Source organism: Escherichia sp. MOD1-EC7011, assembly GCF_002965005.1.
GTDB classification, from domain to species: Bacteria; Pseudomonadota; Gammaproteobacteria; order Enterobacterales; family Enterobacteriaceae; genus Escherichia; species Escherichia ruysiae.
This window is the reverse complement of sequence record NZ_PTRD01000029.1, coordinates 76,120-97,288: the sequence shown is the minus strand read 5'-3', so window position 1 is coordinate 97,288 and position 21,169 is coordinate 76,120. Positions and strand designations below refer to the sequence as shown.

Annotated in this window: 28 protein-coding genes; 15 read left to right on the top strand and 13 right to left on the bottom strand. The window is 51.0% G+C overall.

The window, feature by feature from the left end:
* Positions 1-630: a 23S rRNA (uridine(2552)-2'-O)-methyltransferase RlmE gene (gene rlmE, locus A7098_RS15695; RefSeq protein ID WP_000145975.1), complete on the bottom strand. Its 630-nt coding sequence runs from the start codon at positions 628-630 to the stop codon at positions 1-3.
* 126 nt (positions 631-756) lie between these two features.
* Here rlmE and yhbY point away from each other — a divergent pair, with 126 nt between their 5' ends.
* On the top strand, positions 757-1,050 hold the full coding sequence (gene yhbY / locus A7098_RS15690) for a ribosome assembly RNA-binding protein YhbY (protein ID WP_001054420.1): 294 nt from the start codon (positions 757-759) through the stop codon (positions 1,048-1,050).
* Between the two features lie 155 nt (positions 1,051-1,205).
* Here the strand turns inward: yhbY and greA are convergent, their stop codons facing one another.
* On the bottom strand, positions 1,206-1,682 hold the full coding sequence (gene greA / locus A7098_RS15685; RefSeq protein ID WP_001148001.1) for a transcription elongation factor GreA: 477 nt from the start codon (positions 1,680-1,682) through the stop codon (positions 1,206-1,208).
* 246 nt (positions 1,683-1,928) lie between these two features.
* Here greA and dacB point away from each other — a divergent pair, with 246 nt between their 5' ends.
* Positions 1,929-3,362, top strand: coding sequence for a serine-type D-Ala-D-Ala carboxypeptidase (dacB, locus tag A7098_RS15680; RefSeq protein WP_105281059.1), 1,434 nt, complete (start codon positions 1,929-1,931; stop codon positions 3,360-3,362).
* Between the two features lie 111 nt (positions 3,363-3,473).
* Here dacB and cgtA read toward each other — a convergent pair whose 3' ends face one another.
* The 4 genes from cgtA to rplU all read right to left on the bottom strand — a co-directional run bounded on the left by cgtA (position 3,474) and on the right by rplU (position 6,343).
* Positions 3,474-4,646, bottom strand: a complete 1,173-nt coding sequence (cgtA, locus tag A7098_RS15675) for an Obg family GTPase CgtA (protein WP_000673561.1) — start codon at positions 4,644-4,646, stop codon at positions 3,474-3,476.
* 15 nt (positions 4,647-4,661) lie between these two features.
* Complete coding sequence (locus A7098_RS15670) at positions 4,662-5,627, bottom strand: DMT family transporter (RefSeq protein ID WP_000813014.1); 966 nt, start codon at positions 5,625-5,627, stop codon at positions 4,662-4,664.
* Positions 5,628-5,753: 126 nt separating this feature from the next.
* A complete protein-coding gene (gene rpmA / locus A7098_RS15665; RefSeq protein WP_000940596.1) occupies positions 5,754-6,011 on the bottom strand; it encodes a 50S ribosomal protein L27 in 258 nt (85 codons plus the stop codon).
* Positions 6,012-6,031: 20 nt separating this feature from the next.
* Positions 6,032-6,343 carry a 50S ribosomal protein L21 gene (rplU, locus tag A7098_RS15660; RefSeq protein ID WP_000271401.1) on the bottom strand — a complete coding sequence of 104 codons (312 nt, stop codon included), beginning with the start codon at positions 6,341-6,343 and terminating at the stop codon, positions 6,032-6,034.
* Positions 6,344-6,601: 258 nt separating this feature from the next.
* Between rplU and ispB the strand changes: the two genes are divergently transcribed.
* Positions 6,602-7,573 (top strand): octaprenyl diphosphate synthase, encoded by a 972-nt coding sequence (ispB, locus tag A7098_RS15655; RefSeq protein WP_010346507.1) that lies wholly within the window; start codon positions 6,602-6,604, stop codon positions 7,571-7,573.
* Positions 7,574-7,799: 226 nt separating this feature from the next.
* Entirely contained in the window at positions 7,800-8,078 is a 279-nt protein-coding gene (gene sfsB / locus A7098_RS15650) for a DNA-binding transcriptional regulator SfsB (protein ID WP_000445413.1), read from the top strand.
* Between the two features lie 47 nt (positions 8,079-8,125).
* Here the strand turns inward: sfsB and murA are convergent, their stop codons facing one another.
* The 7 genes from murA to mlaF form a co-directional block, all read right to left on the bottom strand.
* Positions 8,126-9,385 (bottom strand): UDP-N-acetylglucosamine 1-carboxyvinyltransferase, encoded by a 1,260-nt coding sequence (gene murA / locus A7098_RS15645; protein WP_000357262.1) that lies wholly within the window; start codon positions 9,383-9,385, stop codon positions 8,126-8,128.
* A 54-nt stretch (positions 9,386-9,439) separates the two neighbouring features.
* Entirely contained in the window at positions 9,440-9,694 is a 255-nt protein-coding gene (gene ibaG, locus A7098_RS15640; RefSeq protein WP_010346509.1) for a BolA family iron metabolism protein IbaG, read from the bottom strand.
* A gap of 159 nt (positions 9,695-9,853) precedes the next feature.
* Entirely contained in the window at positions 9,854-10,147 is a 294-nt protein-coding gene (mlaB, locus tag A7098_RS15635) for a lipid asymmetry maintenance protein MlaB (RefSeq protein ID WP_105281058.1), read from the bottom strand.
* Entirely contained in the window at positions 10,147-10,782 is a 636-nt protein-coding gene (gene mlaC / locus A7098_RS15630; RefSeq protein WP_000476484.1) for a phospholipid-binding protein MlaC, read from the bottom strand. Before mlaC ends, mlaB begins: the two co-directional genes overlap by 1 nt.
* Positions 10,783-10,800: 18 nt before the next feature.
* Entirely contained in the window at positions 10,801-11,352 is a 552-nt protein-coding gene (gene mlaD, locus A7098_RS15625) for an outer membrane lipid asymmetry maintenance protein MlaD (protein ID WP_016159478.1), read from the bottom strand.
* A 4-nt stretch (positions 11,353-11,356) separates the two neighbouring features.
* Positions 11,357-12,139, bottom strand: coding sequence for a lipid asymmetry maintenance ABC transporter permease subunit MlaE (gene mlaE / locus A7098_RS15620; RefSeq protein WP_000925792.1), 783 nt, complete (start codon positions 12,137-12,139; stop codon positions 11,357-11,359).
* Between the two features lie 7 nt (positions 12,140-12,146).
* The gene (gene mlaF, locus A7098_RS15615) at positions 12,147-12,956 is read right to left on the bottom strand and encodes a phospholipid ABC transporter ATP-binding protein MlaF (RefSeq protein ID WP_000438245.1); all 810 of its coding nucleotides are present in this window, start codon (positions 12,954-12,956) and stop codon (positions 12,147-12,149) included.
* 208 nt (positions 12,957-13,164) lie between these two features.
* Here mlaF and A7098_RS15610 point away from each other — a divergent pair, with 208 nt between their 5' ends.
* The 11 genes from A7098_RS15610 to npr all read left to right on the top strand — a co-directional run bounded on the left by A7098_RS15610 (position 13,165) and on the right by npr (position 21,128).
* Positions 13,165-14,142: a calcium/sodium antiporter gene (locus A7098_RS15610; protein ID WP_032226552.1), complete on the top strand. Its 978-nt coding sequence runs from the start codon at positions 13,165-13,167 to the stop codon at positions 14,140-14,142.
* Between the two features lie 13 nt (positions 14,143-14,155).
* Positions 14,156-15,142, top strand: coding sequence for an arabinose-5-phosphate isomerase KdsD (gene kdsD, locus A7098_RS15605; protein ID WP_010346512.1), 987 nt, complete (start codon positions 14,156-14,158; stop codon positions 15,140-15,142).
* Positions 15,143-15,162: 20 nt separating this feature from the next.
* The gene (kdsC, locus tag A7098_RS15600; RefSeq protein ID WP_032226554.1) at positions 15,163-15,729 is read left to right on the top strand and encodes a 3-deoxy-manno-octulosonate-8-phosphatase KdsC; all 567 of its coding nucleotides are present in this window, start codon (positions 15,163-15,165) and stop codon (positions 15,727-15,729) included.
* On the top strand, positions 15,726-16,301 hold the full coding sequence (gene lptC / locus A7098_RS15595) for an LPS export ABC transporter periplasmic protein LptC (RefSeq protein ID WP_000030542.1): 576 nt from the start codon (positions 15,726-15,728) through the stop codon (positions 16,299-16,301). The genes kdsC and lptC overlap by 4 nt, the downstream gene beginning before the upstream one ends.
* On the top strand, positions 16,270-16,827 hold the full coding sequence (gene lptA / locus A7098_RS15590) for a lipopolysaccharide ABC transporter substrate-binding protein LptA (RefSeq protein ID WP_105281057.1): 558 nt from the start codon (positions 16,270-16,272) through the stop codon (positions 16,825-16,827). Before lptC ends, lptA begins: the two co-directional genes overlap by 32 nt.
* A 6-nt stretch (positions 16,828-16,833) precedes the next feature.
* On the top strand, positions 16,834-17,559 hold the full coding sequence (lptB, locus tag A7098_RS15585; protein ID WP_000224099.1) for an LPS export ABC transporter ATP-binding protein: 726 nt from the start codon (positions 16,834-16,836) through the stop codon (positions 17,557-17,559).
* 47 nt (positions 17,560-17,606) lie between these two features.
* The gene (gene rpoN / locus A7098_RS15580) at positions 17,607-19,040 is read left to right on the top strand and encodes an RNA polymerase factor sigma-54 (RefSeq protein ID WP_105281056.1); all 1,434 of its coding nucleotides are present in this window, start codon (positions 17,607-17,609) and stop codon (positions 19,038-19,040) included.
* A gap of 22 nt (positions 19,041-19,062) precedes the next feature.
* Complete coding sequence (hpf, locus tag A7098_RS15575) at positions 19,063-19,350, top strand: ribosome hibernation promoting factor (RefSeq protein WP_001176602.1); 288 nt, start codon at positions 19,063-19,065, stop codon at positions 19,348-19,350.
* Between the two features lie 117 nt (positions 19,351-19,467).
* Positions 19,468-19,959, top strand: a complete 492-nt coding sequence (ptsN, locus tag A7098_RS15570; RefSeq protein WP_000183676.1) for a PTS IIA-like nitrogen regulatory protein PtsN — start codon at positions 19,468-19,470, stop codon at positions 19,957-19,959.
* Positions 19,960-20,004: 45 nt separating this feature from the next.
* A complete protein-coding gene (gene rapZ, locus A7098_RS15565; protein ID WP_000243741.1) occupies positions 20,005-20,859 on the top strand; it encodes an RNase adapter RapZ in 855 nt (284 codons plus the stop codon).
* A complete protein-coding gene (gene npr / locus A7098_RS15560; protein ID WP_000216792.1) occupies positions 20,856-21,128 on the top strand; it encodes a PTS phosphocarrier protein NPr in 273 nt (90 codons plus the stop codon). The genes rapZ and npr overlap by 4 nt, the downstream gene beginning before the upstream one ends.
* The last annotated feature ends 41 nt before the right edge of the window (positions 21,129-21,169 follow it).

Sequence of the window (21,169 nt, the reverse complement as noted above, 5' to 3'; positions counted from 1 at the left end):
TTAGGGTTTACGCCCGGTCGCTACAATATACACTTCCCGCGAACGTGCACGAGAAGAGTCCGGCTTACGAACTTTGACCTTCGTAAACAGGGAGCGAATTTCCCTTAGATACTCATCGAAACCTTCGCCCTGGAACACCTTCACTACAAAACTGCCACCCGGCGCTAACACATCACGACACATTTCTAGCGCCAGTTCCACCAGATACATGGCTCGGGGGATATCCACCGCCGGTGTTCCGCTCATGTTTGGTGCCATATCGGACATGACAACCTGGACTTTGCTGTCGCCTACGCGTTCCAGCAGTGCTTTCATCACCAGTTCATCACGAAAATCGCCCTGAAGAAAGTCCACACCAACGATAGGATCCATAGGTAAAAGATCGCAAGCGATGATGCGGCCTTTGCCGCCAATTTGGGTGACCACATATTGTGACCAACCACCCGGGGCAGCACCAAGGTCGACAACCGTCATTCCCGGTTTAAAGAGTTTGTCACTTTGCTGTATTTCATCAAGTTTAAACCAGGCACGGGAACGTAACCCCTTTTTCTGTGCCTGTTGAACATATTTATCGCTAAAGTGTTCCTGAAGCCAGCGGCTGGAGCTGGCAGAACGCTTCTTACCTGTCATTTAACTTTCCCATTGGGATAACTCATCGTAACCAATTGCGTAAATTTTTACGCGCCTGTTTGGTGATATATGGGAGATGGCGGTAGAATGACCCGTTTTCAATCCCAACGTAAGCAAAAAAATACGATGAATCTGAGTACTAAACAAAAACAACACCTGAAAGGTCTGGCACATCCGCTCAAGCCAGTTGTTCTGCTTGGCAGTAATGGTTTGACCGAAGGGGTGCTGGCCGAGATTGAACAAGCGTTAGAGCACCATGAACTCATCAAGGTGAAAATCGCCACAGAAGATCGCGAAACTAAAACCTTGATCGTGGAAGCTATCGTGCGCGAAACCGGCGCCTGTAATGTACAGGTCATCGGTAAAACGCTGGTGCTTTATCGCCCAACTAAAGAACGTAAAATCTCGCTGCCACGCTAAGATTATCCTAAAGTTACACACATTTTCTGTGTAAAACGAGGGATTTTCCGCAGGCAGGAGAGCAAAATGCCACGCTCTGTTCGTTGATAAAAGGCCGCATAGCGGCCTTTTTCCTTTCTTTACAATACATCAACATTTTGAGTATTGGGTAATTCTTACAGGTATTCTACCTTAATTACTTCAAATTCTACTTCGCCGCCTGGCGTTTTGATGACCACAACATCATCTTCTTCTTTGCCGATCAGGCCACGAGCGATAGGTGAGTTTACAGAAATCAGGTTTTGTTTAAAGTCAGCTTCGTCATCGCCTACGATGCGATAAGTCTGTTCTTCATCAGAATCCAGATTCAACACCGTTACGGTAGCACCAAAAATAACGCGGCCATTGTTTGGCATTTTGGTGACATCAATCACCTGCGCGTTCGACAGCTTGGCTTCGATGTCTTTGATACGGCCTTCGCAGAAGCCCTGCTGTTCACGCGCAGCGTGATATTCAGCATTCTCTTTCAGGTCGCCATGTTCACGCGCTTCCGCGATAGCAGCAATGATTTCAGGACGGCGCACAGATTTCAGAAAATCCAGCTCTTCGCGTAATTTTTCAGCGCCGCGTAAGGTCATCGGAATAGCTTGCATTTGTTATACCTCTTGAATATTCCTGATGGGGCGAGTCTCCACCCACCCCGGCTGTTCGGTCAGCCCGGCATAACTCCTCACCAGGCCAGAAGCAAAAAAATACCGACCAGGAAACAGGTTCCAGGTCAGCTACAATTCACATTTTGATGATCATTTTACCCTGAAGTTCCCGAAGGGTCATCGTTTACTTTATAGGGCGTTGCGCCGTAGTATGACGGCTCGATTCCAGGTTGTTAGCGCGAGATTATGCGATTTTCCAGATTTATCATCGGATTGACCAGCTGTATAACGTTCAGTGTTCAGGCTGCGAATGTTGATGAGTACATTACTCAACTTCCCGCTGGTGCCAACCTTGCCCTGATGGTGCAAAGAGTCGGCGCGTCTGCCCCCACGATTGATTACCACAGTCAGCAGATGGCGCTGCCCGCCAGTACGCAAAAAGTAATCACTGCGCTGGCTGCGTTGATTCAACTCGGCCCCGATTTTCGTTTTACCACTACGCTTGAAACCAAAGGTAATGTGGAAAACGGAGTGCTTAAAGGCGATTTAGTGGCGCGATTTGGTGCCGATCCGACGTTAAAACGTCAGGATATTCGCAATATGGTCGCGACTCTGAAAAAATCTGGTGTCACACAAATCGATGGCAATGTACTCATAGATACCTCCATTTTTGCCAGTCATGATAAAGCTCCCGGCTGGCCATGGAATGACATGACACAATGCTTTAGCGCCCCTCCCGCCGCTGCCATTGTTGACCGCAATTGCTTCTCCGTCTCGCTCTACAGCGCCCAAAAACCCGGTGATATGGCTTTTATACGCGTGGCATCTTATTACCCCGTTACGATGTTCAGCCAGGTACGCACCCTACCCCGTGGTTCTGCCGAAGCGCAATACTGCGAGCTAGATGTCGTGCCAGGCGACCTGAACCGCTTTACGCTGACCGGATGCCTGCCACAACGTTCCGAACCTCTACCGTTAGCCTTTGCGGTGCAAGATGGTGCCAGCTATGCCGGGGCGATTCTGAAAGATGAGCTAAAACAAGTGGGTATCACCTGGAGCGGAACACTGCTGCGACAAACGCAGGTTAACGAACCGGGAACGGTGGTGGCCAGTAAACAATCGGCTCCTTTGCATGATCTGCTTAAGATTATGCTGAAAAAATCAGACAACATGATCGCCGATACGGTTTTCCGCATGATAGGCCATGCGCGCTTCAATGTGCCTGGAACATGGCGGGCCGGGTCGGACGCCGTGCGCCAAATTCTGCGTCAGCAAGCCGGTGTCGATATTGGCAACACGATTATTGCCGATGGTTCGGGACTTTCACGCCATAACCTGATTGCGCCTGCCACCATGATGCAGGTGCTGCAATATATCGCCCAACATGACAATGAGCTTAACTTTATATCTATGCTGCCGCTGGCGGGTTATGACGGCTCGTTACAGTACCGTGCGGGTCTGCATCAGGCGGGCGTGGATGGCAAGGTCTCAGCGAAAACCGGTTCGTTGCAGGGGGTATATAACCTGGCGGGATTCATTACCACAGCGAGCGGGCAACGAATGGCATTCGTACAATATCTTTCTGGCTATGCCGTAGAGCCGGCGGATCAGCGTAATCGCCGTATTCCGTTAGTGCGCTTTGAAAGCCGCTTGTATAAAGATATTTATCAGAACAATTAGTCAAAAAGAAACCCCGGCGCATGGTCGGGGTTTCAGATTATTGACAAAGTGCGCTTTGTTTATGCCTGCTAAGCGTAGCGCATCAGGCTATTTGGCGTTTGTCATCAGTAATTAACGCTTGTAAATGAACTCAACGCCTTCTTCGTCGTCTTCGTCCCAGTCGTCATCCCAGTCTTCATCATCCTCTTCAGCAATTTCTTCAAGCTGCTGACGGTGATAATCATCCCACATGAATTCGACTTTCTCTGGCTGTTTCGCTTCTTCGGCCTGCACGACCGGGTTTTCAATGATAAAGGTCATCACATCCCAGCAGAGATCTTTCACGCCCAGTCCGCTTGCCGCAGAGATCAGATAATATTTATCTTCCCAGCCCAGCGCCTCAGCGATCGCTTTCGCTTTCTCTTCGGCTTCCGCTTTATCCAGCAGATCGATCTTGTTGAAGACTAACCAACGCGGTTTCGCCGCCAGATCCTGACTGTATTTTTCCAGCTCGCTGATAATAATACGCGCGTTTTCAACCGGATCGGTGCCGTCAATCGGATCGATATCGATAAGGTGCAACAGGACGCGGCAACGTTCCAGGTGCTTCAGGAAGCGAATCCCCAGACCTGCGCCTTCCGCAGCGCCTTCAATCAGCCCTGGAATATCGGCAACAACGAAGCTCTTTTCGTTGTCCATTCGTACCACACCCAGACTTGGCACCAGAGTGGTAAACGGATAGTCCGCTACTTTCGGTTTAGCCGCCGAAACAGCGCGAATGAATGTCGATTTACCAGCATTTGGCATCCCCAGCATCCCGACGTCCGCCAGCAGCATCAGCTCCAGCAGCAGCTCGCGCTTATCGCCCGGCGTGCCGTTGGTTTTCTGCCGTGGTGTACGGTTAACGGACGATTTGAAACGAGTATTGCCCAGACCGTGCCAGCCGCCCTTAGCAACCAGCAGACGCTGACCGTGTTTGGTCATATCGCCCATGGTTTCACCGGTGCCCTGATCGATAACACGCGTACCTACTGGTACTTTAATCGTCACGTCTTTACCACGCTTACCGGTGCAGTCGCGGCTTGCGCCATTCTGACCACGCTCGGCGCGGAAAGATTTTTCAAAACGATAATCGATAAGCGTATTCAGGTTCTCGTCGGCTTCCATCCATACGTCACCGCCGTCACCACCGTCGCCGCCATCCGGGCCGCCTTTCGGAATATATTTTTCGCGGCGGAAGCTCACGCAACCATTACCGCCATCACCTGCAACGACCAGAATCGATGCTTCATCAACAAACTTCATTTTATTCTCCGTAAATCATTCGCCTGCGCGGGGTTGCGATACCACCGTTGTATGCTTACGTAATCCGCCCCAAATACGATGACCAATGGCGGAATACATCGCGCCCGCAACCACGACAAACGCACCGAGATAACCTAAAAGGTTTAACATCGGTCTGGCGAAGAAATCGGGCCAGGCCAGTGATAAAAGATCTGAAAAAAACAGCGTAAACAGTGGGGTGAGCGTGATTATCGCGCTCACCTGCGCTGCCTGCCAGCGAGCCATCGCTTCCGCCAGGGCGCCATATCCTACCAATGTATTCAGTCCGCAAAAAATTAAACATGCGAGCTGCCAGTGGCTAAGCTGCGCTATCACCCCAGGCTTTGCCAGAGGGAAGAGCGCAATTGTACATAAAGTGTACAGTAAAAACAGGATCTGCGGTGAGGCCAGCCGACGCAATAAAACCTTTTGCGCCACGCCATAACTCACCCAAACCGTCGCCGCACCGACCCCAAAGATAACTCCCCAGGTGTAATCGGTGAGCTTTGTAAATATCTCGACCAGACTGGTGTTAAAGAACATCACCAGGCCGCTCAGGAGCATCAATGCTCCCACAACCTGGGTGCTGCGCATTTTCTCTTTCAGGATAAATACGCTGGCAACCATCATGCCAACCGGCGAGAGTTGCCCAATCACCTGCGAGGCGGTCGGACTCAGGTATTGCAAGGATGAGCTGAACAGGATGAAGTTCCCAAACAGCCCGGCAGTCGCCACTGCCAACAAAATCAACCAGCGTGGCTTACGAAACACGCGTAATGGCGGCAGCTTCTTCTTCACCGCAAGAATGGCACCAAGGCCAATACTCGCCATCAAGAAACGGTAAAACACAATTGTCGGAGGTTCCATCACCTCCAGCACCTGCTTCATTGCGATTGGCAACGCCCCCCAGCAAATTGCTGTGGTGAGCGCCAAAAGAATGCCAATGCCTGCCTGCTGCTTCATACCGTATTCCCTGCAAAACGCATTTGCGGATTAACGCCGCACGATGCGCATTTTTACCGGCTATCGAATGTAAAAAGCCCCGCAACGTGTTGCGGGGCTTTCATCCGTTACCGGGACGCGAAAAACTTATTCAGCTTCGATGCTGATAAATTTACGGTTTTTCGGGCCTTTAACTTCGAATTTCACTTTACCGTCTGCTTTAGCAAACAGAGTGTGGTCACGACCGCAACCTACGTTAGTGCCAGCGTGGAATTTGGTGCCACGTTGACGAACGATGATGCTACCCGCCAGAACGGATTCGCCACCGAAACGCTTAACGCCCAGGCGTTTAGCTTCTGAATCGCGACCGTTACGTGTGGAGCCGCCAGCCTTTTTATGTGCCATTTGAAATCTCTCCTCAGGTCTTAGGCGCTGATGCCAGTAATTTTCACATCAGTGAACCACTGACGATGGCCCTGCTGCTTACGATAGTGTTTACGACGACGAAACTTAACGATTTTAACTTTCTCGCCACGACCGTGAGCAACAACTTCAGCTTTGATTACGCCGCCATCAACGAAAGGAACGCCGATTTTGACTTCTTCACCGTTTGCGATCATCAGCACTTCAGCGAACTCAACAGTTTCGCCAGTTGCGATGTCCAGCTTTTCCAGGCGAACGGTCTGACCTTCGCTTACTCGGTGTTGTTTACCACCACTTTGGAAAACCGCGTACATATAAAACTCCGCTTCCGCGCACACCTTTTCAATGATTCAGAGTGCGCTATAAATATTCACAATAGGGCGCGAATATTACGCAAAACGCACGCCTTTGACAAGTGCTACAGTCAATACACGAAGAAAAAAAACACAACTTGTACGGTAACGTTTATCTGTGCCATTTTTTCAGTACAATCACCCTATATTCCTAACCATAAACCCTAAGTTGCCTTTGTTCACAGTAAGGTAATCGGGGCGAAAAGCCCGGCTTTTGCGATGAATTTAGAAAAAATCAATGAGTTAACCGCGCAAGATATGGCGGGTGTTAATGCGGCAATCCTTGAGCAGCTTAATTCCGACGTCCAACTGATCAATCAGTTAGGCTATTACATCGTCAGCGGCGGCGGTAAACGTATTCGTCCGATGATTGCTGTACTGGCTGCACGAGCTGTTGGCTATGAGGGAAATGCGCATGTCACCATTGCCGCTCTGATCGAGTTTATCCACACAGCGACTCTGCTACACGACGACGTTGTGGATGAATCAGATATGCGCCGTGGTAAAGCTACCGCCAACGCCGCGTTTGGCAATGCCGCCAGCGTGCTGGTAGGCGATTTTATTTACACCCGCGCGTTCCAGATGATGACCAGCCTCGGCTCGCTCAAAGTGCTGGAAGTGATGTCTGAAGCCGTAAACGTCATTGCAGAAGGTGAAGTTCTGCAACTGATGAACGTTAACGACCCGGATATCACCGAAGAAAACTACATGCGCGTTATCTACAGCAAAACTGCACGTCTGTTTGAGGCTGCTGCGCAGTGTTCCGGGATTCTGGCAGGATGTACACCGGAAGAGGAAAAAGGCCTGCAGGATTATGGACGTTACCTCGGCACCGCTTTTCAGCTCATCGACGATTTGCTCGATTACAGCGCCGATGGTGAACAGTTAGGTAAAAACGTCGGGGACGATCTGAACGAAGGTAAACCGACGCTGCCGCTGCTACATGCGATGCATAATGGTACACCGGAGCAGGCGCAAATGATCCGTACTGCTATTGAGCAAGGCAACGGGCGTCATCTTCTGGAACCGGTTCTGGAAGCAATGAACGCGTGTGGATCTCTTGAATGGACGCGTCAGCGTGCCGAGGAAGAGGCAGACAAAGCCATCGAAGCGTTACAGATACTCCCGGATACCCCGTGGCGAGAGGCGTTAATCGGCCTTGCACATATCGCGGTTCAACGCGATCGTTAATTCCTTCCCTTTATCCCGCGCATTGCGCGGGATAACTCCAGTAAGTTCCATAAAAACACTTATTCAGTGCAATACCATCTGAATAATCAGCTGTTTGTCTTTATATATTCTGAATCTTCACACTATTTACATGAACTTTTTAGAGCAATGCGCCATCAGGAGTATAGTGATGCTCGATAGAACACATGTTCTGAATGAAAGCGACTAACTTAAGGAGTGAGGCAAGATGGAGAGTAATTTCATTGACTGGCATCCCGCTGACATCATTGCGGGTTTGCGCAAGAAGGGAACGTCAATGGCGGCGGAATCTCGCAGAAATGGTTTGAGTTCCTCGACGCTGGCAAATGCATTATCGCGTCCGTGGCCAAAGGGAGAGATGATTATTGCGAAAGCCCTGGGTACTGACCCCTGGGTTATATGGCCATCACGCTACCATGATCCGCAGACCCATGAGTTTATCGACAGAACGCAGTTAATGCGCAGCTACACTAAACCGAAAAAATGAGTGGTCTGGCGGTAGCCCCGCGAACGGGGCTGCCAGCTTTCAGACGATTACTCGCCTTTCACACGCTCGATATTCGCACCTAATGCACGCAATTTGTCTTCAATGCGTTCGTAGCCGCGATCGATGTGATAAATACGATCAACAACCGTAGTCCCTTCCGCAATACAGCCAGCCAGCACCAGACTTGCTGATGCACGCAGATCGGTCGCCATGACCTGTGCGCCGGAAAGTTTTTCGACACCGTGACAAATAACGGTATTGCTTTCAATCTCGGCTTGCGCGCCCATACGGCTCAGCTCTGGCACGTGCATAAAGCGGTTCTCAAAGACCGTTTCGGTGATGAATCCGGTGCCTTCTGCCACCAGGTTCAGCAGCGTGAACTGAGCCTGCATATCGGTCGGGAACGCCGGATGCGGCGCAGTGCGGACATTAACGGCCTTCGGACGTTTGCCATGCATATCCAGGCTAATCCAGTCCTCACCTACTTCAATGTCCGCTCCAGCGTCACGCAGTTTCGCCAGCACGGCGTCCAGAGTATCTGGCTGGGCGTTACGGCAGATAATTTTGCCGCGAGAGATTGCCGCTGCCACCAGGAACGTGCCGGTTTCGATGCGATCCGGCAGCACGCGATAGACACCGCCGCCTAAACGTTCCACACCTTCGATGACGATACGATCGGTGCCCTGACCGCTAATTTTCGCGCCCAGCGTAATCAGGAAGTTCGCGGTATCGACAATTTCCGGTTCACGCGCGGCGTTTTCAATAATCGTGGTGCCTTCTGCCAGGGTTGCAGCACACATGATGGTCACGGTTGCGCCGACGCTGACTTTATCCATCACGATATGCGCGCCTTTCAGACGCCCATCAACGGAAGCTTTTACGTAACCTTCTTCCAGTTTGATCGTCGCGCCTAATTGCTCAAGCCCGGAAATATGCAAATCAACCGGACGCGCACCAATCGTACAACCACCAGGTAGAGAAACCTGTCCCTGACCGAAACGTGCCACCAGCGGCCCCAGCGCCCAGATAGAGGCTCGCATGGTTTTGACTAAATCATAAGGTGCGCAGAATACATTAACGTCGCGGGCGTCAATATGCACAGAACCATTACGTTCTACTTTCGCACCCAGCTGGCTTAGCAGCTTCATTGACGTATCAACGTCTTTCAGTTTCGGTACGTTCTGGATCTCTACCGGTTCTTCCGCCAGTAGTGCGGCAAAAAGGATAGGCAGAGCAGCATTTTTAGCGCCGGAAATTGTGACTTCGCCCTGGAGCTTCGTTGGCCCCTGAACACGAAATTTATCCATTTAGTTTGTTCTCAGTTAACAATTCATATCCGCTACCGGCAAATCGCCCATAGCTCAAAAGCCGTTCAGTTTGCGATCTCGCGCCCACTCCGTAGGGGTATACGCTTTGATCGACACAGCATGAATGCGGTTATCCGCAATATATTCCATCAGCGGACCATAAACCGTCTGCTGTTTTTTAACCCGGCTCATGCCGTCAAACATCTCACCCACGGCAATAACCTGAAAGTGGCTGCCATCGCCGGAAACGTGGACTTCCTGGAGGGAGAGAGCGTTCATCAGCACGCTCTGAATTTCATTATTTTCCATGGGATCTTCATTCATCAGTTAATAAACCAGCAAAACATCTTAGAGCAAAGTTGCGCTGGCATAAATAAGCAAAAAGCCTTGCTGATAAATCAAACAAGGCTCGACTTGCAGGCGGATTTGCCGGACAGGCGGTTAACGCCTTATCCAGCCTGAAAAAATTTAACGAGGCAGGACATCAGACGGCAAATTATACAACTTTGCCAGGGTATACACCTTATCGTTTACCCCCTGAAGCGTCACGCTGTTGCCCTGCTTTTTCGCCAGATCGATAAGGTGGAGCAGCAGCGCCAGTCCACCGGTATCTACGCGGGACACGCGGCTAAGATCGATACTGGTAATTCCCTTCACCGCTTCTTCACGCACTTCCCAAAGCGGTAGCAGTACGTCTTGATCCAACTCTCCGGTTAATACCAGAGTGTTGCCCGTCTGCACCCAGCTCAGTGACTCGCTCATTATTTTTTCTCTTCCAGAGTGATTTTCTGTTGAGAAATTGATTTCAGTTGCGCGGTCAGGCCGTCAATACCTTTGGTACGCAGCAGCGTTCCCCACTCGTTTTGTTTAGTGGTGATCATGCTGACGCCTTCGGCAATCATGTCGTAAGCCTGCCAGTTGCCAGTCTGGGAGTTTTTACGCCACTGGAAGTCCAGACGCACCGGCGGGCGACCATTCGGATCAATAATAGTAACGCGAATAGGCACAATAGTTTTGTCACCCAGCGGCTGTTCTGGCGCAATCTGGTAAGTCTGCCCGTGATACATCGCCAGCGCCTGACCATAAGCCTGCTTCAGGTACTCACGGAAAGCGGCAAAGTATGCATCACGTTGGGCTGGGGTCGCGCTCTTGTAATACTGACCCAGTACCAGTGCACCAGCGTATTTCACCTGCACATACGGCAGTAGTTCCTGATCGACGATAGTACGCAGGTAATCCGGGTTGGCCCGGATTTGCGGTTGCTCATTCTTCAGGCGATCGAACGTTTTCTGCGCCGCCTCGTCCATCAGCTTATACGGATTGGTTTGGTCTGCCGCAGTTGCCGCACTCAGCGGTGCAATCACCAGCAAAGCGACCATCATTAAACGTTTAAACATGCGTCGGTTCTCCTGAAATTATTTCGTTGTACCCACAGGTTCAGTGGTTTCATTATTACCTGGCGCAGCAGCTGGCGCATCGCCACTATTCTTATTGTCATCGCCTTTACTGCCGTAAAGGAACTGACCAATGAGATCTTCCAGCACCATCGCAGACTTGGTGTCCTGAATCGAATCGCCATCCTTCAGGATAGCAGTACCCAGTTCGGGGTCTTCAAAACCGACGTTTAACGCCAGATATTGCTCTCCAAGCAGGCCGGAAGTACGAATGCTCAGCGAACTGGTGTCAGGAATGTGGTTATAACGTTGTTCAATTTCCAGCGTCACGCGCGGCAAATAGGTTTTCGGATCCAGCGTAATATCTGCCACCCGACCGACGACAACGCCGCCAATGCTGACCGGAGAGCGCGCTTTCAGGCCGCCAATGTTATCGAACGTCGCATAAAGCGTGTAGGTCGGTTCAGTACGTATGGACGTCACGTTTGCCGCCTTCAGGCAGACAAACAGCGCCGCCAGCAGTGCTGCTAATAAAAAGATACCCACCCAAATTTCATTTTTTTTCGTTTGCATGAACTCAATTCCCAAACATCAATGCGGTCAGCACAAAATCCAGCCCCAGAACAGCCAGAGACGAGTGGACAACGGTGCGAGTGGTTGCCCGGCTAATCCCGGCAGAAGTCGGGATGGCGTCGTAGCCGTTAAACAACGAAATCCACGTCACCGTAATAGCGAACACCACGCTCTTAATCAGACAGTTGACCAGATCCATACGCCAGTCGACAGCATTTTGCATTGCCGACCAGAAGAATCCGCTATCAATACCTTTCCAGCTAACGCCGACCAGCGATCCACCCCAGATCCCCACGGCGACGAAAATAATCGTCAGCAACGGCAATGAAATAACCCCAGCCCAGAAACGCGGAGAAATAACCCGACGCAGCGGATCGACCGCCATCATCTCCATGCTGGAGAGCTGCTCTGTGGCGCGCATCAAGCCGATTTCTGCGGTTAACGCCGAGCCGGCTCGACCGGCAAACAGCAACGCAGCAACCACCGGCCCCAGTTCACGCAGTAGCGATAACGCCACCAGCATACCCAGACTGGTTTCCGCACTATAAGTGGTCAGCACCAGATAACCTTGCAGACCCAGCACCATTCCGATGAATACGCCAGAAACCACAATAATCAGCATTGACAGGACGCCGACATTATAGAGCTGACGCACCAGCAGCGGCGCATGTTTACGAAATTCCGGTTTGCCGACCAGCGCATTGAATAACATTAACCCGGCCCGTCCGAACGTTCTCAGGGTTTTAATCCCTTTATGTCCAAGCGAGGCCAGCGCATTTAACAGCATGAGTGGCTTAACTCCCTGGTAAAAGATCAGCGTGATAATCGCCGGCAGGATAGCGGAACGGAACAGGTCCGTCAGCTATCCCGTCCAGAAACTGACGTACGCGCGGATCAGGATTCGCCTGCAACGCCTGGGCGCTACCGTGAGCGACAATTTTTTTATCCGCCAGAATCCAGGCGTGATCCGCAATACTTAAGACTTCCGGCACATCGTGAGAAACTACCACGCAGGTCACGCCCAACGCGCTGTTCAGCTCAGAAATCAGCTTCACCAGTACGCCCATAGTGATCGGATCCTGCCCAACAAACGGTTCATCAAACATGATGAGATCCGGCTCCAGGGCAATCGCACGCGCCAGTGCAGCGCGACGAGCCATCCCGCCGGAAAGCTCAGAAGGCATCAGTTTAGCCGCTCCACGCAGCCCCACGGCTTCCAGCTTCATCATCACCGTGCTATGCAACAATGGCGCGGGGAGCTGGGTATGTTCGCGCAGTGGATAGGCAACGTTGTCAAATACGTTCATATCTGTGAACAACGCCCCGGACTGAAACAACATGCTCATCCGTTTGCGCACAGTGTACAGGCGCGAACGAGACATCGCCGGAATATTCTCGCCATCAAAAAGGATCTCACCGTGATCTGGTGCGATTTGCCCGCCAATCAGACGGAGTAGCGTCGTTTTACCGATGCCCGATGGCCCCATGATTGCCGTGATCTTCCCTCGCGGCACGGTCAGGGAAATATTATCGAAGATGCAGCGATTGCCACGCGTAAAACTGACATCGCGCATATCGACTAAATTCGCCACAGACTGCTCCATAATTCACCCTTCGTCTTGCGTTGATTTTCTAAGCATGGTGCTCAATTTAACCTTGAACCCAATATATTTACAGAATATTACCCGCCGTGGTTAGCTAAAGCTGGCATTTGTTTTACTTTTTAGCCGCATAAAGTCAAAATTAAGAATCCGTTACGGCTTTCTGAGAATCTTCAGCGACCGGCGAGTATACCTGAAGAAAGGACGTTAGATGCTTTTAGCTACGGCACTGTTAATTGTTGGTTTACTTTTGGTCGTATACAGTGCCGATCGTCTGGTATTTGCCGCTTCCATTCTTTGCCGCACTTTTGGCATCCCACCGCTGATCATTGGCATGACTGTGGTCAGTATTGGCACGTCGCTTCCTGAGATTATTGTTTCGCTTGCCGCGTCACTGCACGAACAACGCGATTTAGCCGTCGGTACGGCGCTTGGCTCAAACATTATCAATATCTTGCTGATCCTCGGTCTGACCGCACTGGTGCGCCCTTTTACCGTCCATTCCGATGTTCTGCGCCGCGAGTTACCATTAATGTTATTCGTCAGCGTGGTGGCCGGTTCCGTACTCTATGACGGACAACTTAGCCGCAGCGATGGTATCTTTCTCCTTTTTCTGGCTGTGCTATGGCTGCTGTTCATTGTTAAACTTGCACATCAGGCCGAACGTCAGGGAACCGATAGCCTGACCAGAGAGCAGCTTGCAGAGCTACCGCGTGAAGGCGGTTTACCCGTCGCATTTTTATGGCTTGGCATTGCGCTGATCATCATGCCAGTGGCAACGCGGATGGTGATTGATAACGCCACCGTTCTGGCGAATTACTTTGCCATCAGCGAATTGACTATTGGTCTGACGGCAATCGCTATCGGCACGAGTCTGCCGGAACTGGCAACCGCGATAGCCGGTGTTCGCAAAGGTGAAAACGACATCGCCGTCGGTAATATCATTGGCGCGAATATTTTTAATATCGTCATCGTGCTGGGTCTGCCGGCGCTGATTACGCCAGGGGAGATTAACTCACTGGCGTACAGCCGTGACTACAGCGTGATGTTGTTGGTAAGCATTATTTTTGCGTTGCTGTGCTGGCGACGCTCCCCGCAACCGGGCCGTGGCGTAGGGGTATTATTAACAGGCGGATTTATCGTATGGCTGGCGATGTTGTACTGGTTATCGCCAATACTCGTTGAATAACTGGAAACGCATTATGTCGCACGTAGAGTTGCAACCGGGTTTTGACTTTCAGCAAGCAGGTAAAGAAGTCCTGGCGATTGAACGTGAATGCCTGGCGGAGCTTGATCAATACATCAATCAGAATTTCGCGCTCGCTTGCGAAAAGATGTTTTGGTGTAAAGGTAAAGTCGTGGTTATGGGGATGGGCAAATCGGGACACATTGGACGCAAAATGGCCGCGACCTTTGCCAGCACCGGTACTCCGTCATTTTTCGTCCATCCTGGCGAAGCCGCGCATGGCGATTTAGGCATGGTCACCCCGCAGGATGTGGTAATAGCTATCTCTAACTCTGGTGAATCCAGCGAAATCAATGCCTTGATTCCGGTACTTAAGCGTCTTCACGTGCCGTTAATCTGCATTACCGGTCGCCCGGAGAGCAGCATGGCTCGTGCCGCAGATGTGCATCTGTGTGTTAAAGTAGCAAAAGAAGCCTGCCCGTTGGGGCTGGCACCGACCAGCAGCACCACCGCCACGCTGGTTATGGGCGATGCGCTCGCCGTCGCTCTGTTAAAAGCGCGCGGCTTTACCGCCGAAGATTTTGCGCTCTCACATCCCGGCGGCGCACTGGGTCGTAAACTTCTGCTGCGCGTAAACGATATTATGCATACGGGTGATGAGATCCCGCATGTTAAAAAAACCGCCAGCCTGCGCGATGCATTACTGGAAGTTACCCGCAAAAATCTTGGTATGACCGTCATTTGCGATGACAATATGATGATTGAAGGCATCTTTACCGACGGTGATTTACGCCGTGTCTTCGATATGGGCGTGGATGTCCGTCAATTAAGTATTGCCGATGTGATGACGCCGGGGGGAATTCGCGTACGCCCTGGCATTCTGGCCGTTGAGGCACTGAACTTAATGCAGTCCCGCCATATCACCTCCGTAATGGTTGCCGATGGCGACCATTTACTCGGTGTGTTACATATGCATGATTTACTGCGTGCTGGCGTAGTGTAAAGATTCAAGGATAAACAACAATGAATAAAGCAGGTGCGTCACTTGAGACCTGTTACGGCCCTGTCAGTGCCGACGTTATGGCAAAAGCAGAAAATATTCGTCTGCTGATCCTTGACGTCGATGGCGTGCTGTCAGATGGCCTGATTTATATGGGCAACAACGGCGAAGAACTTAAAGCGTTCAATGTTCGTGATGGTTATGGCATTCGTTGTGCGCTCACCTCTGATATTGAAGTCGCCATCATTACCGGGCGAAAGGCTAAACTGGTAGAAGATCGCTGTGCCACATTGGGGATTAGTCACTTGTATCAGGGGCAGTCGAATAAACTTATCGCCTTTAGCGATCTGCTGGAAAAACTGGCGATCGCCCCGGAAAACGTGGCTTACGTTGGGGATGATCTCATCGACTGGCCGGTAATGGAAAAAGTGGGCCTAAGCGTAGCCGTGGCCGATGCGCATCCGCTGTTGCTCCCGCGCGCCGATTACGTGACTCGCATTGCTGGCGGTCGCGGCGCAGTGCGTGAAGTTTGCGACTTATTACTCCTGGCGCAGGGCAAACTGGATGAAGCCAAAGGGCAATCGATATGAGTAAAGCCAGACGTTGGGTTATCATTGTGCTATCACTGGCGGTTCTGGTGATGATCGGTATTAACATGACCGAGAAAGACGATACCGCCCAGGTGGTCGTCAACAACAATGATCCCACCTATAAAAGCGAGCATACGGATACGCTCGTCTATAACCCAGAAGGAGCCCTAAGCTATCGATTGATTGCTCAACACGTTGAATATTATTCCGATCAGGCCGTTTCGTGGTTTACGCAACCCGTACTTACCACGTTTGATAAGGATAAAATCCCGACATGGTCGGTTAAAGCAGATAAAGCCAAGCTAACCAATGACCGGATGCTCTATTTATATGGACACGTTGAAGTCAACGCACTCGTGCCAGACTCTCAACTTCGCAGAATCACGACGGATAACGCGCAGATCAATCTGGTGACGCAGGATGTTACCTCTGAAGACCTCGTCACGTTATACGGAACAACATTTAACTCCAGCGGTCTGAAAATGCGCGGCAACTTACGCAGCAAGAATGCCGAGCTGATTGAAAAGGTTAGAACATCCTATGAAATTCAAAACAAACAAACTCAGCCTTAATCTTGTGCTTGCCAGCTCACTTCTGGCCGCCAGCATTCCGGCATTTGCCGTTACCGGAGATACTGACCAACCGATCCACATTGAGTCGGACCAGCAATCTCTTGATATGCAAGGCAACGTGGTTACCTTTACCGGTAATGTCGTCGTGACTCAAGGCACCATTAAAATTAATGCAGATAAAGTGGTCGTCACCCGTCCGGGTGGCGAGCAGGGCAAAGAAGTGATCGATGGCTACGGTAAGCCAGCGACGTTCTATCAGATGCAGGACAACGGTAAACCTGTCGAAGGTCACGCTTCCCAGATGCATTACGAACTGGCGAAAGATTTTGTCATCCTGACCGGTAATGCTTATCTGCAGCAGGTCGATAGCAACATTAAGGGCGATAAGATCACTTACCTGGTGAAAGAGCAGAAAATGCAGGCTTTCAGTGACAAAGGTAAGCGTGTGACCACCGTTCTGGTGCCGTCACAGTTGCAGGACAAAAACAACAAAGGCCAGACCCCGGCGCAGAAGAAGGGTAATTAATTCGTTATGGCAACTTTAACTGCAAAGAACCTTGCAAAAGCCTATAAAGGCCGCCGCGTGGTGGAAGACGTCAGCCTGACCGTCAACTCCGGGGAGATTGTCGGTCTGCTGGGGCCAAACGGTGCCGGTAAGACGACCACTTTCTACATGGTCGTTGGCATTGTGCCGCGCGATGCGGGCAACATTATTATTGATGACGACGATATCAGCCTTCTGCCGCTGCATGCGCGTGCGCGTCGCGGTATCGGCTATTTACCGCAGGAAGCCTCTATTTTTCGTCGCCTCAGCGTTTACGATAACCTGATGGCGGTACTGCAAATTCGTGACGACTTATCCGCTGAACAGCGTGAAGATCGCGCGAACGAGCTGATGGAAGAGTTCCACATTGAGCATTTACGCGACAGCATGGGGCAATCGCTCTCCGGTGGTGAACGCCGTCGTGTAGAAATTGCGCGCGCACTGGCTGCGAATCCGAAATTTATCCTCCTCGATGAACCATTTGCCGGGGTTGACCCGATCTCGGTTATCGACATCAAACGTATCATTGAACACCTGCGCGACAGCGGGCTGGGCGTGCTTATCACCGACCATAACGTGCGTGAAACGCTGGCTGTTTGTGAACGCGCTTATATCGTCAGTCAGGGGCATTTAATCGCTCATGGCACGCCGACAGAAATCTTACAAGATGAACATGTTAAGCGTGTATACCTTGGGGAAGACTTCAGACTCTGATAGGGTAGAAGTTTGCGACGTTTTAGCAGGAGAGTACGATTCTGAACATGAAGCAAGGTTTGCAACTCAGGCTTAGCCAACAACTGGCAATGACGCCTCAGCTACAACAGGCGATTCGTCTGTTGCAGTTGTCCACGCTGGAACTTCAGCAGGAGCTACAGCAGGCGCTGGAAAGTAATCCATTGCTTGAGCAAATCGACACTCATGATGAAATCGACACTCACGAAACGCCAGACAGCGAAACGCTGGATACCGCTGACGCGCTCGAACAAAAAGAGATGCCGGAAGAGCTGCCGCTCGATGCCAGTTGGGATACCATCTACACCGCCGGTACGCCATCAGGCACCAGCGGTGACTACATCGACGACGAGCTGCCGGTCTATCAGGGCGAAACGACGCAGACCTTGCAGGATTATCTGATGTGGCAGGTCGAGCTGACACCGTTTTCTGACACCGATCGCGCTATCGCCACCTCCATCGTCGATGCCGTTGATGACACCGGTTATCTGACCGTCCCGCTGGAAGATATTCTCGAAAGTATGGGCGATGAAGAAATCGACATCGATGAAGTTGAAGCAGTCCTGAAACGCATCCAGCGTTTTGATCCGGTCGGTGTGGCGGCGAAAGATCTGCGTGACTGTCTGCTGATCCAACTTTCCCAATTCGATAAAACCACGCCGTGGCTGGAAGAAGCTCGACTGATCATTAGCGATCATCTCGATCTGCTGGCCAATCACGACTTTCGCTCATTAATGCGCGTCACGCGTCTGAAAGAAGATGTGCTGAAAGAAGCCGTCAATCTGATCCAGTCACTCGATCCACGTCCTGGCCAGTCGATCCAGACCGGTGAACCGGAATATGTCATCCCTGATGTGCTGGTGCGTAAGCATAACGGCCAGTGGACGGTTGAACTGAACAGCGACAGTATTCCACGTCTGCAAATCAACCAGCATTACGCCTCAATGTGCAATAACGCACGTAACGATGGCGACAGTCAGTTTATCCGCAGCAATCTGCAGGATGCTAAATGGTTGATTAAGAGCCTGGAAAGCCGTAACGATACGCTGCTGCGCGTCAGTCGCTGTATTGTTGAACAACAGCAAGCCTTCTTTGAGCAAGGCGAAGAATATATGAAACCGATGGTGCTGGCTGATATCGCCCAGGCCGTCGAGATGCATGAATCGACGATATCTCGCGTGACCACGCAAAAGTACCTGCATAGTCCACGAGGCATTTTTGAACTGAAGTATTTCTTTTCCAGTCACGTCAATACCGAAGGGGGTGGCGAAGCCTCTTCCACGGCGATTCGTGCACTGGTGAAGAAATTAATCGCGGCGGAAAACCCAGCGAAACCGTTGAGCGACAGCAAGTTAACCTCTTTGCTGTCGGAACAAGGTATCATGGTGGCACGCCGCACTGTTGCGAAATACCGAGAGTCTTTATCCATTCCGCCGTCAAACCAGCGTAAACAGCTAGTTTGACCCAACCGATAAGGAAGACACTATGCAGCTCAACATTACCGGAAATAACGTCGAGATCACCGAGGCCCTGCGCGAATTTGTCACATCAAAATTTGCCAAACTTGAGCAATATTTTGACCGAATCAACCAGGTCTATGTTGTTCTGAAAGTGGAGAAAGTCACCCATACCTCAGATGCAACACTGCATGTAAACGGTGGCGAAATTCATGCCAGCGCGGAAGGTCAGGACATGTATGCTGCCATTGATGGCTTAATTGATAAGCTGGCACGCCAGTTGACCAAGCATAAAGATAAATTGAAACAACACTAATTGTCCGGGCAATTAGCAAGTGCATGGCGGCCTGTTGTGCGACACAACGGGCCATTTGTACAGTTAATGCTCCGAACCTGTCCCACGATTTGAGTGGTCAGGTTCTTAGGTGAAATTATGACAAATAATGATACAACTCTACAGCTTAGCAGTGTTCTTAACAGGGAATGTACGCGAAGCCGCGTCCACTGTCAGAGCAAAAAACGTGCACTGGAAATTATCAGCGAACTGGCTGCGAAACAACTCAGCCTGCCGCCTCAGGTGGTTTTTGAAGCTATTCTGACGCGGGAAAAGATGGGCAGTACCGGTATCGGTAATGGCATTGCCATTCCGCATGGCAAACTGGAAGAAGATACTCTGCGTGCCGTTGGTGTTTTCGTTCAGCTCGAAACGCCTATAGCTTTCGATGCCATCGACAACCAACCGGTGGATTTACTTTTTGCCCTGCTGGTGCCGGCTGACCAAACTAAAACGCACCTGCATACTCTTTCGCTGGTGGCGAAACGTCTGGCGGACAAAACCATCTGCCGCCGTTTACGTGCAGCCCAGAGTGATGAAGAGCTGTATCAAATCATTACGGATACCGAAGGTACTCCGGATGAAGCGTAGTTATTCTGTAATGTCTCTTTTAGACGTTGTGAGGAGAAACAGTACATGGTACTGATGATCGTCAGCGGACGTTCAGGCTCAGGTAAATCTGTCGCCCTGCGTGCGCTGGAAGATATGGGTTTTTACTGCGTGGATAACCTTCCCGTAGTGCTGTTACCCGATCTGGCTCGCACGCTCGCCGATCGCGAGATTTCTGCCGCCGTCAGCATTGATGTTCGTAATATGCCGGAGTCACCAGAAATATTCGAACAGGCGATGAGTAACCTGCCTGATGCTTTCTCACCGCAACTGCTGTTCCTGGATGCTGATCGTAACACCCTGATTCGTCGTTACAGCGATACGCGCCGTCTGCATCCGCTCTCCAGCAAGAACCTGTCGCTGGAAAGTGCTATCGACAAAGAAAGCGATCTGCTGGAGCCACTGCGTTCGCGGGCAGATTTGATTGTCGATACCTCAGAAATGTCCGTTCATGAACTGGCAGAAATGTTGCGTACCCGTTTGCTGGGAAAACGCGAGCGTGAACTGACGATGGTCTTTGAGTCCTTCGGCTTCAAACACGGCATTCCTATTGATGCAGATTACGTCTTTGATGTGCGCTTCCTGCCGAACCCGCACTGGGATCCGAAACTGCGTCCAATGACAGGTCTTGATAAACCTGTCGCCGCGTTCCTCGACCGCCACACAGAAGTACACAATTTTATCTACCAGACGCGAAGCTACCTTGAGCTATGGTTACCTATGCTGGAAACCAACAACCGTAGCTACCTGACGGTCGCCATTGGTTGTACCGGCGGGAAGCACCGTTCGGTGTATATTGCAGAGCAACTGGCAGACTACTTCCGCTCGCGCGGTAAAAACGTCCAGTCACGCCATCGTACGCTGGAAAAACGTAAACCATGACCGTCAAGCAAACTGTTGAAATCACAAACAAGCTGGGCATGCATGCCCGGCCTGCCATGAAACTCTTTGAATTAATGCAGGGTTTTGACGCTGAAGTGCTGTTACGTAATGACGAAGGCACCGAGGCTGAAGCCAACAGCGTTATTGCGCTGCTGATGCTGGACTCAGCCAAAGGACGGCAGATTGAAGTCGAAGCGACCGGTCCACAGGAAGTGGAAGCACTGGCCGCCGTTATCGCCCTCTTTAACTCTGGTTTCGATGAAGATTAATCTTCATAACCCTGACGCTTAATTCCCCCCAGATATACACC